At 73.6% G+C, this 14,843-nt stretch carries 17 protein-coding genes; 9 read left to right on the forward strand and 8 right to left on the reverse strand.

The features are described 5' to 3' along the window. Positions 1-65: 65 nt before the first annotated feature. The 4 genes from AC1DP1_RS07800 to AC1DP1_RS07815 form a co-directional block, all read right to left on the reverse strand. Positions 66-2,480 carry an FtsX-like permease family protein gene (locus AC1DP1_RS07800; protein ID WP_477506380.1) on the reverse strand — a complete coding sequence of 805 codons (2,415 nt, stop codon included), beginning with the start codon at positions 2,478-2,480 and terminating at the stop codon, positions 66-68. Further along, positions 2,480-3,229, reverse strand: coding sequence for an ABC transporter ATP-binding protein (locus tag AC1DP1_RS07805; protein WP_477506381.1), 750 nt, complete (start codon positions 3,227-3,229; stop codon positions 2,480-2,482). The genes AC1DP1_RS07800 and AC1DP1_RS07805 overlap by 1 nt, the downstream gene beginning before the upstream one ends. 179 nt (positions 3,230-3,408) lie before the next feature. Next, positions 3,409-4,101: a response regulator gene (locus tag AC1DP1_RS07810; protein WP_477506382.1), complete on the reverse strand. Its 693-nt coding sequence runs from the start codon at positions 4,099-4,101 to the stop codon at positions 3,409-3,411. Continuing rightward, positions 4,098-5,261, reverse strand: coding sequence for a sensor histidine kinase (locus AC1DP1_RS07815; RefSeq protein WP_477506383.1), 1,164 nt, complete (start codon positions 5,259-5,261; stop codon positions 4,098-4,100). Before AC1DP1_RS07815 ends, AC1DP1_RS07810 begins: the two co-directional genes overlap by 4 nt. A gap of 92 nt (positions 5,262-5,353) precedes the next feature. Between AC1DP1_RS07815 and AC1DP1_RS07820 the strand changes: the two genes are divergently transcribed. Genes AC1DP1_RS07820 through AC1DP1_RS07840 form a run of 5 tightly spaced genes read left to right on the forward strand, consistent with a single transcriptional unit; the run spans position 5,354 to position 8,233 of the window. Further along, positions 5,354-5,509 (forward strand): DUF4177 domain-containing protein, encoded by a 156-nt coding sequence (locus AC1DP1_RS07820; protein WP_457188974.1) that lies wholly within the window; start codon positions 5,354-5,356, stop codon positions 5,507-5,509. Position 5,510: 1 nt separating this feature from the next. After that, positions 5,511-5,966 carry a RidA family protein gene (locus tag AC1DP1_RS07825; RefSeq protein WP_457188972.1) on the forward strand — a complete coding sequence of 152 codons (456 nt, stop codon included), beginning with the start codon at positions 5,511-5,513 and terminating at the stop codon, positions 5,964-5,966. Beyond that, positions 5,967-6,827 carry an NUDIX hydrolase gene (locus tag AC1DP1_RS07830; RefSeq protein WP_457188970.1) on the forward strand — a complete coding sequence of 287 codons (861 nt, stop codon included), beginning with the start codon at positions 5,967-5,969 and terminating at the stop codon, positions 6,825-6,827. After that, complete coding sequence (locus tag AC1DP1_RS07835) at positions 6,824-7,654, forward strand: MBL fold metallo-hydrolase (protein WP_477506384.1); 831 nt, start codon at positions 6,824-6,826, stop codon at positions 7,652-7,654. Before AC1DP1_RS07830 ends, AC1DP1_RS07835 begins: the two co-directional genes overlap by 4 nt. Positions 7,655-7,696: 42 nt before the next feature. Next, a complete protein-coding gene (locus AC1DP1_RS07840; RefSeq protein ID WP_477506385.1) occupies positions 7,697-8,233 on the forward strand; it encodes a TIGR03086 family metal-binding protein in 537 nt (178 codons plus the stop codon). Positions 8,234-8,318: 85 nt separating this feature from the next. Here the strand turns inward: AC1DP1_RS07840 and AC1DP1_RS07845 are convergent, their stop codons facing one another. The 3 genes from AC1DP1_RS07845 to AC1DP1_RS07855 form a co-directional block, all read right to left on the reverse strand. Further along, positions 8,319-9,584 carry a TolB-like translocation protein gene (locus AC1DP1_RS07845; RefSeq protein ID WP_477506386.1) on the reverse strand — a complete coding sequence of 422 codons (1,266 nt, stop codon included), beginning with the start codon at positions 9,582-9,584 and terminating at the stop codon, positions 8,319-8,321. Further along, entirely contained in the window at positions 9,581-10,072 is a 492-nt protein-coding gene (locus AC1DP1_RS07850; RefSeq protein ID WP_477506387.1) for a SigE family RNA polymerase sigma factor, read from the reverse strand. Before AC1DP1_RS07850 ends, AC1DP1_RS07845 begins: the two co-directional genes overlap by 4 nt. Positions 10,073-10,139: 67 nt before the next feature. After that, complete coding sequence (locus AC1DP1_RS07855) at positions 10,140-10,817, reverse strand: Crp/Fnr family transcriptional regulator (RefSeq protein ID WP_191194166.1); 678 nt, start codon at positions 10,815-10,817, stop codon at positions 10,140-10,142. A gap of 219 nt (positions 10,818-11,036) precedes the next feature. Between AC1DP1_RS07855 and nth the strand changes: the two genes are divergently transcribed. The 4 genes from nth to AC1DP1_RS07875 all read left to right on the forward strand — a co-directional run bounded on the left by nth (position 11,037) and on the right by AC1DP1_RS07875 (position 14,342). Next, a complete protein-coding gene (gene nth / locus AC1DP1_RS07860; protein WP_477506457.1) occupies positions 11,037-11,735 on the forward strand; it encodes an endonuclease III in 699 nt (232 codons plus the stop codon). Then, entirely contained in the window at positions 11,732-12,358 is a 627-nt protein-coding gene (locus AC1DP1_RS07865) for a TlpA family protein disulfide reductase (protein WP_477506388.1), read from the forward strand. The genes nth and AC1DP1_RS07865 overlap by 4 nt, the downstream gene beginning before the upstream one ends. 61 nt (positions 12,359-12,419) lie before the next feature. Next, complete coding sequence (locus AC1DP1_RS07870; RefSeq protein ID WP_477506389.1) at positions 12,420-13,160, forward strand: NUDIX hydrolase; 741 nt, start codon at positions 12,420-12,422, stop codon at positions 13,158-13,160. Between the two features lie 6 nt (positions 13,161-13,166). Then, complete coding sequence (locus tag AC1DP1_RS07875; RefSeq protein WP_477506390.1) at positions 13,167-14,342, forward strand: MarP family serine protease; 1,176 nt, start codon at positions 13,167-13,169, stop codon at positions 14,340-14,342. Positions 14,343-14,370: 28 nt separating this feature from the next. Here the strand turns inward: AC1DP1_RS07875 and AC1DP1_RS07880 are convergent, their stop codons facing one another. Next, on the reverse strand, positions 14,371-14,775 hold the full coding sequence (locus AC1DP1_RS07880) for a phage holin family protein (protein ID WP_191194168.1): 405 nt from the start codon (positions 14,773-14,775) through the stop codon (positions 14,371-14,373). Positions 14,776-14,843: the final 68 nt, after the last annotated feature.

Here is a 14,843-nt window from a genome sequence, read left to right on the forward strand (position 1 = left end):
TGCGTCATACGAACCCGCACCCATGGGTGCGGGTTCGTATGACGTCCGGGTCCGGAGATGGCCGCTCAGTCGAGCGCCAGCCCGGCCGCGGGCGTGACCCCGGCGGCACGACGGGCCGGCAGGACGCACGCGGCCAGGCCGGCGAGGGCGGCGACCGCGGCCACGGCCCCGACCTGCCACACCGGGACGGTGAACGCGGCGTCCTCGACGACAGCGGTCACCATCACCTGCACCCCGACCCAGGCGAAGACCAGCCCGATGGCGGTGCCCAGCATCGTCGCGACCGACGACAGGAGCAGCCCCTCCACCGCCATGGCTCGCCCGAGCTGGCGGCGGGTGAGCCCCATCGCGCGGAGCAGGGCGTTCTCCCGGCCACGCTCGAGCACGGACAGCCCGAGGGTGTTGGCGATGCCGACGAGCGCGATCACGATGGCGACGGCCAGCAGGCCGACGACCGACCCGGTCAGGATGTCGACCTGGAGGTAGACCCAGCTCCGGTTGCCGTGGCCGCCGTCGAGGTCGGCGCCGGCGGCCCCGGCCAGGGCCGCGAGGTCGCCGGACAGGTCCTCGGCGTCCGCGCCGTCGCTCGCCCGCGCCCACACGGCCATCGGCTGCGGGTCGCGGTCGAGGCTCGCCAGCGTGGCGGCCGAGACCAGGCCGGACCGGCCCCACCCACTGGCGGTCTCGACGTCCAGGGTGTGCTCGCGGCCGTCGACCGTGAGCGTCGCCTCGCCGTCGTCCCACACCTGCTCGGCGGTCCGCGCCGGCAGGTCCTCGACGACCTCGTACGGCAACAGCAGCACGCCGTCCTCCGGTGCGAGGTCGGCCCCACCGCGTACGACGCCGGGAGCCCGGCCTGCCCCCAGGAGCGCGACGTCGACCCGACCGATGGTCGCCGTGGTGCCGTCCAGCCCGACCGCCTCGGCGACACCCGGGGTGTCGGCCACCCGGTCGACGAGGGCGCCGTCCAGGGGCGCCTCGGCCGCCGTGATGGTGGCGTCGAGCGGGTAGGACCGGTCCATGTCCTTGTCGATCGCGGTCCGCGACGACGCCAGCCCGGTGAGGATGGCCGTGGTCAGGGTGACCCCGACGAGGAGCGACGCCGCGGTGGTCGCCGTACGACGCGGGTTGCGCACGGCGTTGCCGGTGGCGAGCCGCCGGACGGGGCCGGCTCCCGGGAGACCGCCGACCAGGCGGATCAGCCGCGGCACCAGCACCGGACCGAGGAGCAGCACGCCGACGAAGGACGCGATGCCACCGGCGAGCATCGCGGGCACCGAGCCCGCGGCGACCGCGAGGACGAGCAGCGCAGCTCCTGCCGAGACGCCCAGCGCGGCGAGCGCCAGACGCCAGCGACCGGCAGCCGAGCGGACGTCCACGCCGGTGTCGGGACGGAGCGCGGCCAGCGGCGCGACCCTGGTCGCCGAGCGCGTCGGCAGCCAGGCGGCGGCGAGGGTGACCAGCGTGCCGACGGCGAACGCCGCCCCGGTCCACACGGGGTCGAGCGCGGCCGGTCCCATGTCGGTGAACCAGCGCCGGACGAGCGCGACGAGCCCTGCCCCTGCGAGGGCGCCGACGGCGACGCCGAGGGCGGCGGCCACCACCCCGAGCGCGAGGGCCTCGAGGCGGATCGCGCGGCGCAGCTGGCGGCGGGTGACACCCACGCAGCGCAGCAGTGCGAAGTCGCGCATCCGCTGGGCGAAGAGGATGGCGAACGTGTTGGTGATGACCAGCACGCCCACGAAGAGGGCGATGACGACGAAGAGCAGCGCCATGATCGCGATGACGTCCACGCCGCGGGAGATCTCCGCCTGGCGCGCCGCCACCCAGTCGTCGGCCGTCTCGACGGTCGCGCTCCGGGCAACCTCAGCGGCCTGCGCCTCGGTGCCGCCCCACGCCACGGCGTCGACCCACAGGGTGTCCTCGAAGCGCCGCAGGTCGTCCCACGGCACGTAGAGCCCGGCTCCCATGGCCGCCGGGCTGTCCACGAGCCCGACCACCTCGACGTCGGTGGCCGCCGGCCCGCTCCCGATGCGGACGACGTCGCCGAGGGCGACGTCGTTGCTCTTCGCGCGGTTGACGTCGGCCAGGGCCTCGCCCGCCGCGGACGGGAAGCGGCCGTCCTCGAGGGCCTGCCACTGCAGGCGCGGGTCCAGGGAGGCCTCCGAGACGTCCACCGACTGCGCGAGCTGCACGCCGTCGCGGCTGACCGGCTCCATGGCGTAGCCCAGCGTGAGGGCGGGGAAGCCGCCCTCGGCGGCCGCGTCGACGAGGCGCTGGGCGTCGCGGGGTGCGTCCGGGCTGACGACCAGGTCCACGCCGCTGACGGGTGCCCCGGCGTCGGCGGTCAGTCCCGACCGGGTGGCCCCGGTGAGCATGCCGATCACGACGATGAAGGCGACGCCGATGACGACGGCCACCGACGCGGCGACGTACCTCCGGGTGTGGTGGCGCATCGACGCCACGAGCACGGTGCGCATCAGGCGGCCCGCCCGCGCAGTGCGGCGACGAGCTCGTCCTGGCCGGGGTCGGTGAGGTGGGCCGTGACGGCACCGTCGTGGATCACGACCACGTCGTCGGCGTACGCCGCCGCGTCGAGCTCGTGGGTCACCATGACGACGGTCATCCCGAGCTCGCGGACCGAGCGGCGCAGGTGGCCGAGCACCTCGGCGCTGGCCTCGCTGTCGAGGTTGCCGGTGGGCTCGTCGGCGAACACGATGTCGGGCTGGGTGACCAGCGCACGGGCGATCGCGACGCGCTGCTGCTGGCCGCCGGAGAGCTGGCTCGGCAGGTGGCCGAGCCGGTCGGCGAGGCCGAGCACGCCGACGACCTGGTCGTAGCGCTCCCGGTCGACCGGTCGGCCCGCGAGCTCGAGCGGGAGGACGATGTTCTGGCCGGCGGTGAGCATCGGCAGCAGGTTGAACGCCTGGAAGACGAAGCCGATGTGCTCGCGGCGGAAGATCGTCAGCGCGGTGTCGTCGAGGCCGGCGAGGTCGCGGCCGGCGACGGTGACCGAGCCGGAGGTGGCGGCGTCGAGCCCGGCCAGGCAGTGCATCAGGGTGGACTTGCCGGAGCCGCTCGGGCCCATGATGGCGGTGAAGCGCCCGGCGGGCAGGTCGAGGTCCACACCGCGCAGGGCGTGGACGACGTTGTCGCCGGCGCCGTAGGTGCGGGTGAGGCCGCGGGCGGAGGCGGCGGTGGTCGTCGTGGATCCGAGTGTCGTGGTCATGGGGACAACGCTCGTCGTTGGCGGCCTCCCGATCGTCAGCCTCCGGCACGGACTGGGCGTCCGTCCGCGGTCGCACGCCGCGGGTCGTCGTACGACCGGGGGAGGACGTCGGGTCGGTGGACTTGTCGGCCGACAAGCGGGAAGTTCCCCGGATATCCGGGGATCGCACCTCCCCGCCGTCAGGCAGTGACGAGGCCCGTCTCGTAGCCGAGCACGACGAGCTGGACGCGGTCGCGCGAGCCGGTCTTGGCCAGCACCCGCCCGACGTGGGTCTTCACGGTCGTCTCGGCGACGACGAGGTGCTGGGCGATCTCCGTGTTGGTCAGGCCGCGGGCGATGAGGGTGAGCACCTCGACCTCGCGCTCGGTCAGCGGCGCGAGCCGGTCGTCGTACGCCGTCGGCTCGGCGGGGTCGGGCAGGGCGGCGAAGTGGTCGAGCAGCCGTCGGGTGGTGCTGGGCGCGACGACGGCGTCGCCGGCCATCACCGCCCGGATCGCGCCGAGCAGGTCGGGCGGGGCGGCGTCCTTGAGGAGGAACGCCGAGGCGCCCGCGCGGATCGCGGCGAAGGCGTACTCGTCGAGGTCGAAGGTCGTCAGCACGATCACCCGGGGCGACCGGTCCTGCTCGAGCAGCCGACGTGTCGCCTCGACGCCGTCGACGCGCGGCATCCGCACGTCCATCAGCACGACGTCGGCGGCCGTGACCGCGAGCCGCTCGAGCGCCTCGCCGCCGTCGCCGGCTTCCCCGACGACCTCCATGTCGTCCTGGCTGTCGACGAGCATCCGGAAGCCGGCGCGCACCATCTGCTGGTCGTCGACGAGGAAGACCCGGATCGGTCCGGCGTGGTCCCCGGCTGCGTCCGTCTCGCTCACAGCGGCAGCCTCGCAGACACCGCGAACCCGCCACCCGGCGCGGGTCCGGCCTCCAGCGTCCCGCCGTGGACGGCCGCGCGCTCGCGCATCCCGACCAGTCCGAGCCCGCGACCTTCGGCGTGGGCGGCCGCGCCCCGCCCGTCGTCGCGCACGTCGATGGCCACGCCCCGGTCGACGGCGACGCGCACGTCCACCGTGGCGTCCGGCCCGGCGTGCTTGCGCACGTTGGTGAGGGCCTCCTGCACGATCCGGTAGGCCGCCAGCCCGACGCCGTCGGGCACGGCCGGTGCGGGCACCGGCAGGTCGGCCGCGACCCGCATGCCGGCGGCGCGGGCCTCGTCGACCAGGTGGCGTACGTCGTCCAGGCCGGGCTGCGGGGCCACGCCGGTGTCGCCCTCGCGGAGCAGCCCCAGCAGCCGCCGCATCTCGGTGAGCGCCTCGCGGCCGGTGGCGGAGATCGTCTCCAGGGTGCCCACGGCGACGTCGGGGTCCTTGGCGGCGGCGTACCTCGCGCCGTCGGCCTGGACGACGATCACCGACAACCCGTGGGCGACCACGTCGTGCATCTCGCGGGCGATCCGCGAGCGCTCGTCCCGCGCGGCCAGCTCCACCTCACGCTCGGCCATCCGCTCGGCCTGCTCGGCGCGGGCGACCAGCGAGGCGACGTACCTCTCGCGGGACTGGGCCGCCCAGCCGAGCGCCCACGCGGCGGTGACGACCGCGCCGATCGTGACGGTGTAGGGCGCGAGGTTGCCCGCGGAGAGGTCGCCGGCACCGAAGCCGAAGAGCCAGCGGGTGGCGGCGACCAGCGCACCGGCGTACCCGATGAGCAGCGCCGTCACGCCCTGCCAGCGCGGCGACCAGCGGGCGACGGAGTAGACCGCGACCGGGAAGGCGAGCTGCCCGATGGTGGGTTGGTCGAAGGCCGCCGCCTGGAGGGCGGACGCCGCCGCGACGGCGAGGAAGACCGGCCACGGGTGGCGCCGACGCCACAGCAGGGGCAGCACCTCGGCGACGGTGAAGAGGGTCGCGACCGGCTGGTCGGCCAGGGCGTGGCCCAGGCCGCCCACGACGAGGACGAACGCGACGATGAGCCGGTCGAGCCAACGTCGCCCGCGCGGCCCCAGGCGCCACGGGTGCTGGTCCCGTTGATCGCGCATGGTGCAGACGTTAGACGCCGCACCGCGCCGGCGGCGTCAGACCACGGGAGGACGCTGCGTCGCGCCGGTCGGGCCCGAGTAGGGTGCGATCCATGACCCAGTGGGAATACCAGGTGGCGCCGATTCCGCTCCACAACGAGGCCCTGATGCTCAATAACTTCGGCCAGGACGGCTGGGAGCTGGTGGCCATCCACACCAACGCGCAGGGCGGCCTCGTGGCGTTCCTCAAGCGCTCGAAGGCGGCCTGACATGGGTGCCGAGGCTCGCCTCGCCGAGCTGGGCATCACCGTCCCCGACGTCGTCCCGCCGGTCGCGGCCTACCAGCCGGCCGCGCGCACCGGCAACCTCGTCTTCACCGCCGGCCAGCTGCCCGCCCGCGACGGCGAGATGCTCGCGATCGGCAAGCTCGGCGCCGACGTCAGCGACGAGCAGGGCTACGAGTGCGCGCGCCAGTGCGCCCTCAACGCGCTCGCCGCGGTCAAGGCCGAGATCGGCTCGCTCGACGACGTGAAGCGCGTGGTCAAGGTGGTCGTGTTCGTCGCCTCGACGCCCGACTTCACGGGCCAGCCCAAGGTCGCCAACGGTGCGTCCGAGCTGCTCGGCGAGGTCTTCGGCGACGCCGGCAAGCACGCCCGCTCGGCCGTCGGCGTCTCCGTGCTCCCGCTCGACGTGCCCGTCGAGGTCGAGATCATCGTCGAGGTCTGAGTGGAGCGGTTGCCGCTTCCCGAGGCGCTCGTCGCCCAGGCGCGGTCGTACGCCGAGGGCGGCGCGACGCCCGCCGAGCCGCGCGACGCCGCGACCGTGGTGCTGCTGCGCCCCGGCGCCGCAGGCCCCGACCTCTACCTGCTGCGACGTCAGACGTCGATGGCCTTCGCCGGCGGCATGTGCGTCTTCCCGGGCGGCGGGGTCGATCCGCGCGACTTCGACGACGAGCTGGTCGACCGCGGGCTCTGGGCCGGCCCGTCGCCTGCGGAGTGGGCCTCGCGGCTGGGCTGCGAGGAGCCGAAGGCCCGCGCGCTGGTGTGTGCCGCCGTGCGGGAGACCTTCGAGGAGTCCGGCGTGCTGCTGGCCGGCGCTGGTCCCGACTCCGTCGTGGCCGACACCACCGGTGACGACTGGGAGGCCGACCGGGTCGCGCTGGAGTCGCGCGAGGTCTCGCTGACCGCCTTCCTGGAGAAGCGCTCGCTCGTGCTCCGCACCGACCTCCTCGGCGTCTGGTCGGGCTGGCTCACCCCGGTCTTCGAGCCGCGGCGCTACCGCACCTGGTTCTTCGTGGCCCGGCTGCCCGAGGGGCAGGTGACCCGCGACGTGTCGAGCGAGTCGTCGTCGGTCATGTGGGCCGGCGCCATGGACGCGGTCGAGCAGGTCGAGCGGCAGGAGATGCTGATGATGCCCCCGACGTGGCTGACGTGCCTCGACGTCGCGCAGCACGCCGATCCCGACGCCGTGCTGGCCGAGGCGCGGACCCGCCGGGTCGAGATGTACACGCCCGAGGTGGTCCCCGCCGGCGAGGGGTTCATCCTCTCCACCCCGCCGTTCTACGCGGCCCTGATGGCCTCGCGATGACCGACCCGGCGACCGGTCAGGGCTGGACCGGCGGGAGCTTCGGCGACACCGGCACCTGCGTGCTCGCCCCCAACGCCGGCGTGATGACCCTCGACGGCACCAACACGTGGGTGCTCCGCGACCCCGACTCGTCGCGCTCGGTCGTCGTCGACCCCGGCCCGTCGATCGGCGCGCACCTCGACGCGATCGACGCGGCCGCCGGCGATGTCGCCGTGGTGCTGCTGACCCACCACCACGCCGACCACAGCGAGGCGGCCCGGGAGTACGCCGAGCGGCACGGGTGCGGCGTACGTGCTCTGGACCCGGCCTACCGTCTGGGTTCTGAGGGCCTCGGCGAGGGCGACGTGGTCGCCGTCGGCGGGCTTGAGGTGCACGTGGTCGCGACACCCGGCCACACGTCGGACTCGCTGTCCTTCGTCGTGCCGCAGGACCGGGCCGTCCTGACCGGCGACACGGTGCTGGGCCGCGGCACGACCGTCGTCGCGCACCCGGACGGCCAGCTCGGGGCCTACCTCTCCTCGCTCCAGCGGCTCCACGCGCTCTGCGGGGAGCAGGGGATCACCACGGTGTGGCCCGGTCACGGCCCGGTCATCGACGACGCGCTCGGCGCCCTCGACTTCTACCTCGCCCACCGCCAGCAGCGGCTCGAGCAGGTGCGCTCCGCCCTGCGCGACCTGCACGCGGCCGAGCGGGAGGGCGGGACGTTCCCGCACGAGACCCTGCCCCGCGCGATCGTCGAGGTCGTCTACGCCGACGTCGACCCGGTGCTGTGGGGCGCTGCCGAGCTGTCGGTGCGCGCCCAGCTGGCGTACCTCACTGAGGACTGAAATCCTCTTGCGCGCTCGCTCCGCGCGCGCTGAAGTGGTCGCATGGCAAACCCTCACCAGGCTGTCGTGGTCCTCTCCCGCGCGATCGACCAGGCCGGCGACGTGCTCGCCTCGATCCACCCCGACGAGTGGGACAGGCCGACCCCGTGTGGCGACTGGTCCGTGCGCCAGCTCGCCGCGCACCTCGCGGTCGCTCCCGAGCACTTCCTCCAGCAGGCTCGCGGCGAGGAGGTCGACTGGGTCTCCGAGCCGGAGGTGGCCGACGGCCTCTGGGCCGGCCACTTCCGCAGCCACGGGGACGACCTCCTGCACCACTGGCACGACCAGCCCGACGACCAGGCGGCGCAGGCCGACTGGCAGAGCGCCGAGCTCGGCGTGCACACGTGGGACCTCGTGCGGGCCCTGGGCCGTTCGCAGCGCCTCGACGACGAGGTCGCCGAGCGCGGGCTGGCCTTCATGCAGCAGGGGCTGACCGCCGACAACCGCGGCGAGGCCTTCGGGCCAGCGGTCGACGTCCCCGACGACGCCCCGGCCTACGACCGGCTGGCGGCGTTCGCCGGTCGCGACCCGCGCGCCTGAGCCGTCGTACGGACCGAACGAGCGCTTCCAGCGGCGGGCGCCACGTGGGGCCGGGCCGACCACGTCCGTTGGGTCCGTACGACGGTTACAGCAGGCGCCGCCAGAGCCACCGGATCGCGAGCAGCACAGCGATGGCCGCTGCCACCCCGAGGCCGATCATCCACGAGACGTCGCGCTCGGCCGGCGCCGGGAAGTCGTGGGTCAGCTCCTGCGACGAGGTGCCGTCGAGGTCGGGGACGAGGTCGACGGCGAGGCTGAGGGTGGTGGCGGGCCCGGCCTCCACCACCCCGACCCGGCGGCGCCAGGTGCTGGTGTCGTCCACCTCCGGCGTCGTCACTACCAGCTCGCCACTGTCGGCGCCGTCGCCGCCGCGGGCCTCCTGCACGAAGAGGACCTGCAGTCGCTCGTCCATCCAGCCGAGCGGCCGCACGACGGCGGAGTCGAAGGTGCCGTCCGGGAACGGGTGCGTGAGCACCGCGCCGTCGGAGAGGCGCAGGGTGGAGGACGCGTCGGACGGGCCCGAGCGCAGGGCGACGAAGCGGGCGTCGGGGGAGTAGAGGCCAGGGCCGACGCCGGTCGCCCTGGTGATGAGCTCCGGCTCACCCACGGCCAGCCGGTAGAGCCCTCCGTACGCCCGACCGAGGACGACGTCCGCGGCGTTGCCGATCGCCAGGCTCGTGACGTTGCCCTCGACGCGCTTCCTCAGGTCCAGGTCAGCCCCGGGCACCGGCAGGCGTCCGACGTATGCGCCGCCGTCGGCGTCGCCCAGCCAGCCCAGCCACTCCGAGTCGGGCGACCACGTGAGCTCGCGGAGGGCGAGGTCGCCCGCCGGGTGCACCTCGTCGCTCCGCTGCCGACCGGTCGTCAGCTCCAGCACGCCGATCGTGGCCCTACCGTCGCCGGTCTGCTGCCACGCGAGGTTCATCCCGTCCGGCGAGAGGGCCAACGCCTGGCCGTCCTCGCTCCAGCCCGGGAGGTCGAGCCGGTGCGCCACCCCGTCGGCCGCCGTGACCACCACGGGGACCCGCTGCGAGGGCGAGATGAAGGCCGCCGCCCCGCGCCCGACCGCGAGGTCGGTCGTGGGCTCGAGGTCGGCCGGGATGTCCTCGATCCGGCGCGGGATCGCGCCGCCCTCGACCACCTCACCCGACGCCGTGCGTGCCTCGCGGTCCGGCTGGAGGGCGACCGCGCCGGCGCCTGCCACGACGGCGACGACGGCGGCCGCGGCCACCCCGGCGGCGACACGCGTACGGCGACGGGCGCGACGACCGCGGTCCCACGCAGACGGTTCGGGGGAGAAGGTCTGGGTGCGGGCGAGGGCGTCGAGCTCCTCGCGCAGGTCGGTGCTCATGCGTCTGCTCCCACCAGGTCGGCGAGCTCGGGGGCCAGGACGCGCAGGCGTTGGAGGGCCTGGCGCGACATGGACTTGACCGCACCGCTGGAGATGCCCAGCTCGGCGGCCGTCCGGACCTCGGTGAGGTCCTCGAAGTAGCGCAGCACCAGCACGGTCCGCTGGCGCGGGGTGAGCCGGCGCAGGGCCTGCTCGAGGGTGAGCCGCACGGTCGGGTCGGTCGCCGGCACCGGGGCGTCGTACGACTGCAGCGGCGTCTCGGCGAGCTTGCGGCGCCGCCACCAGGAGATGTTCTGGTGGTACATCGTGCGGCGCACGTAGGCCTCCGGCGAGGTCTCGATGCGTTCCCAGTGCCTGGCCGCCTGCACGAGCGCGGCCTGCACCAGGTCCTCGGCGAGGTGGTGGTCGCCCGTGAGGAGGTACGCCGTCCGCGCGAGGGCAGGGCCACGCGCGTGGACGAACTCGTCGAACCCGGATCGATCGGTCATCTGCCACCCCCTTCACACGTCAGACGCACGGATGCGCCGCGGCGGGGGTCAGCCGAGCGGGATCATTTCAGCGAGCGCGGCGGGAGAGGCGCTCGAGGTCCATGATCACCACGGAGCGGGGCTCCAGGCGCAGCCAGCCGCGCGAGGCGAAGTCGGCGAGCGCCTTGTTGACCGTCTCGCGGGAGGCGCCGACCAGCTGGGCGAGCTCCTCCTGGGTGAGGTCGTGGTGGACGTGGACGCCGTCGTCGGCGGTGCGGCCGAAGCGGTCGGCGAGGTCGAGCAGCGCCTTGGCGACCCGGCCGGGCACGTCGGAGAAGACGAGGTCGGCGACGACGTCGTTGGACTTGCGCAGGCGACCGGCGAGCTGCGAGAGCAGGCCGCGGGCGACCATCGGGCGGCCGTCGAGCCACTTGAGGAGGTCGTCGTGCGACAGCGACGCGAAGGTGGCGTCGGTCACCGCAGTGACGGTGGCCGAGCGCGGGCCGGGGTCGAAGAGGGAGAGCTCGCCGAACATCTGGCCGGGGCCCATGATCGCGAGGAGGTTCTCGCGGCCGTCGGAGGACGACCGGCCGAGCTTCACCTTGCCCTCGGTGACGACGTAGAGCTTGTCGCCCGAGTCGCCCTCGTGGAAGAGCACGTCGCCACGACGGAGCTTGGTCTCGGCCATCGAACCGCCCAGCGCAGTCGCTGCCTCGTCGTCGAGCGAGCTGAACAGCGGTGCCTGCCGAAGCACGTCGTTGTCCACGTCATTCCTCCCGGTGGGGTGCGTCCCGACGGGTGCTGCTCGGGATCCGGGACGATCCTAGCCGTGGTCCGGCTCACAACGGACACTCCGTGCGGGTGAGCCGCCGTTTGCGCCGGCTTCGGTGGTGTCGGAGCCGGACCGTAGGCTGAGCGCGTGCCCGCCCCCGCCCGCAAGGTGACCCCGAAACCGAGCAAGCCCGCCAAGGCCGCCGCGGTCGAGATCCCCAAGCCCGACACGTCGCTGGTGCGCCGGGCGCGCAAGATCGACCGGATCCTCGCGGACACCTACCCCGACGCCCGCGCCGAGCTCGACTTCACCAATGCGTTCGAGTGCCTGGTCGTCACCGTGATCTCCGCGCAGACCACCGACCGCCGGGTCAACGCCGCCAGCCCCGCGCTGTTCGCGGCCTACCCGACCCCCGAGGCGATGGCGGCGGCCCCGCGCGAGCACATGGAGCAGCTCCTCGGCCCGCTGGGCTTCTTCCGCCAGAAGACCGACGCGCTGCTCAAGCTCAGCCAGGCGCTCGTCGACACCTTCGGCGGCGAGGTGCCCTCGCGCCTCGAGGAGCTCGTCACCCTGCCCGGCGTCGGGCGCAAGACCGCCAACGTCGTGCTCGGCAACGCCTTCGACAAGCCCGGCATCACCGTCGACACCCACTTCGGCCGGCTCGCGCGACGGTTCGGCTGGACCGAGGAGACCGACCCGGTCAAGGTCGAGCACGCCGTCGGCGCCCTCTTCCCCAAGCGCGACTGGACGATGCTGTCGCACCACCTCATCTGGCACGGCCGCCGCCGCTGCCACGCCAAGAAGCCTGCGTGCGGGGCCTGCCCGGTCGCCCGGCTGTGCCCGTCGTTCGGCGCAGGCCCGACCGACCCGATCGAGGCGGAGAAGCTGGTCACGACGCAGGGACCTGCATGAGGAAGCTCCTCCTGGCGCTGGCGCTCGTCCTGTGCGTCGCAGCGGGCGCCTTCGCCTGGTCGTCGATGAGCGACGGCGGACCCATCGCCGTACGCCCTCCCGATGTCGACGTCGACACCCCGGCGCTGCGCGAGACCAAGGCGCGCATCGGCATGGAGGACTGCACGCCCGGCACCGGTGAGCCGGTCGAGGGCGGGCTGCCCGACATGACCCTGCCCTGCCTCGGCGGCGGCCCCGACGTCGCGCTCTCCTCGCTCCGCGGTCCGATGCTGATCAACCTGTGGCAGGCGCGCTGCGAGCCCTGCCGGCTGGAGATGCCGGCGCTGGAGAAGTTCCACCAGCAGTACGGCGACCGGGTCCGGCTCGTCGGCATCGACTTCAACGACGTCCACCCCGACGGCGCGCTCGCGCTGGCCGAGGAGACCGGGGCGACCTACCCCTCGATCGCCGACCCGGGCGGCGACCTGATGGTCGAGGACGCCTTCGCGATCGCCCGCCGCGGGCTGCCGGCGTTCGTCTTCGTCGACGAGACGGGCAAGGTCGTCGGCCAGGACTCCGGCGGCGTGGAGTCGGTCGACGAGGTCCGCGAGCTGGTCGTCGAGCACCTCGGGATGGACCTGTGATCACCCCACGACGTTCTTCTCCGCCGCTGCGCTCCCCCGAACAACGCCGCGGGGACCCCGAGTGAACACCTCCCTGCCGGGCTGGCTGACGCCCGTGGTCGAGGCCGCCGCCTCCATCACCGTCCACGAGCTGACCCGCTTCATGCCGCCCGAGGACAGCGACCCCCGACGCGGCGCCGTGCTCATGGTCTTCGCCGACCGCGACGGCGACCCGGCCGGCCCCGACGACCTCGCGCACCGCGGCGAGCTCCTGCTCACCGAGCGCAACCACCACATGCGCTCCCACCCCGGCCAGGTGTCGTTCCCGGGCGGCTCGCTCGACGACGGGGAGACCCCGGTCGAGGCCGCGCTGCGCGAGGCCCACGAGGAGATCGGGCTCGTGCCGGCCGAGGTCGAGGTCTTCGGCGAGCTGCCCGAGCTGTGGCTGCCGCCCAGCAACTTCGCGGTGACGCCGATCCTGGGCTACTGGCGCGACCGGGGCGAGGTGCGCATCGAGAGCCCCGAGGAGGTCCACGAGATCCACCACGTCGCGATCGCCGACCTGCTCGACCCCGACAACCGCATCACCGTCCGCCACCCGAGCGGCTGGCTCGGTCCCGGCTTCCTCATCGGTCCCCGGCGCGACGTGATCCTGTGGGGGTTCACCGCCGGCATCATCGCCCGGTTGTTCACCTATCTCGGATGGGCACAGGACTGGGACAGGGCGCGGGTGCGTGATCTGCCCGACCACATGCTGCAGGGTGTCCCCAGAGGCACCGACCTCGCCCCCAACACCCCCCAGAACACCCGGCTCGAGGAGTAGCTCGCGATGAACGTCCTCGACTGGTGCCTCCTGGCGCTCGTGGGGATCTATGCCCTCTCGGGCTACTGGCAGGGATTCATCACCGGCGCCAGCGCCACCGCCGGTCTGCTGCTCGGCGGCCTGGCCGGCATCTGGGTCGCGCCCCTCGCGCTGGGTGACGCCGCCCCGTCCCTGTGGGTCTCGCTCGGCGCGCTCTTCATCGTGATCATCTCCGCCTCGCTCGGGCAGGCGCTCTTCCAGTACGTCGGCGCACGGCTGCGCGACCGCATCACCTGGCAGCCGATCCGGGCCGTCGACGCCATCGGCGGCTCGGTCCTCAGCGCCGTCGCCGTCCTGCTCGTCGCGTGGGCGCTCGGCGTCGCGGTCTCCGGCACCCGCATCGGCGCGGTCACGCCCCTGGTCCGTGACTCGACGATCCTGGCCAAGGTCGACCAGACGCTGCCCGCCGACTCCGACAAGGTGCTGCAGACGTTCAACAACGTCGTCGGCACGACGTTCTTCCCGCGCTACCTCGAGCCGTTCGCGCCCGAGCGGATCGTCGCGGTCCGGCCCGGCGACCCGCGCATGCTGACCGATCCCGACGTGATCGCCGCCGAGGCCAGCGTGGTCAAGGTCCGCGGCACCAACGGCTGCGGCGGCGGCGTCGAGGGCACCGGCTTCTTCTACGCGCCCGGCCGCCTGATGACCAACGCGCACGTCGTCGCGGGCGTCACCCGGCCCGAGGTGGAGGTCGGCGGCACCTCGGTCACGGCGTCGGTCGTGCTCTACGACCCCGCCCTCGACATCGCCGTCCTGTCGCTGCCCGACACCGAATCGCTCCCGCTCGCCTTCGACACCGAGGTCCAGCCCCGCGACCCGGTCGCCGTGCTGGGCTACCCCGAGGACGGTCCCTACGACGTCGAGTCCGGCCGCGTCCGCTCCGAGCAGCGGCTTCGCTCACCCGACATCTACGGCGAGGGCACCGTCATCCGCCAGGTCTTCTCCCTGCGCGGACTGATCCGGCCGGGGAACTCCGGCGGCCCGATCGTGACGTCGGCCGGCGACGTGGCCGGCATGGTCTTCGCCGCGTCGGTCAGCGACCCCGACACCGGCTACGCGCTCACCGCGGACCAGGTGACCGAGTCGGCGGCCGACGGCGTCACCGCGACGTCCCCGGTCGACACCGGCACCTGCGTGCGCTGAGCGTCGTACGCCGCGGCTCAGGCGTGGGTCAGGGACGACCCTTGAGCGCCTGCGGGATCTGCCGGCCCTGCTCGATCGCGCGCTCGGGAGCCTTGACCTTCTTGACCTGCCTGAGGCCGATGTACGCGAGCAGTGCGGCGATCAGGACGTAGACGAAGAAGACGACGAGGAACGCCCAGTGCAGGTCGAGGCCCTCGCCGTTCCAGTTGAGGAAGTAGGCGAACGCGACCGACAGCATGATGATCGCGAGCAGGGCGATGAACGCCGCTCCGGCGAAGAGGCCGACGCCGACACCGCCGTGCTTGACGCTGACCTTGAGCTCGCTCTTGGCGAGCTGGATCTCCTTGGAGACGAGCGAGGAGATGTCGCGCTGCGCGTCCATGACGAGCTTGCCGAGCGTCGGATCGGTGTCCTTGACCGGTTCGTTTGCCATGTGGTGCTGTCCTTCGGTGTACGCCGGGGGCTGAGTGCTGCGACCCTACCAACGGGCCTGTCTACACT

Source organism: Nocardioides sp. P4_G10, assembly GCF_056401175.1.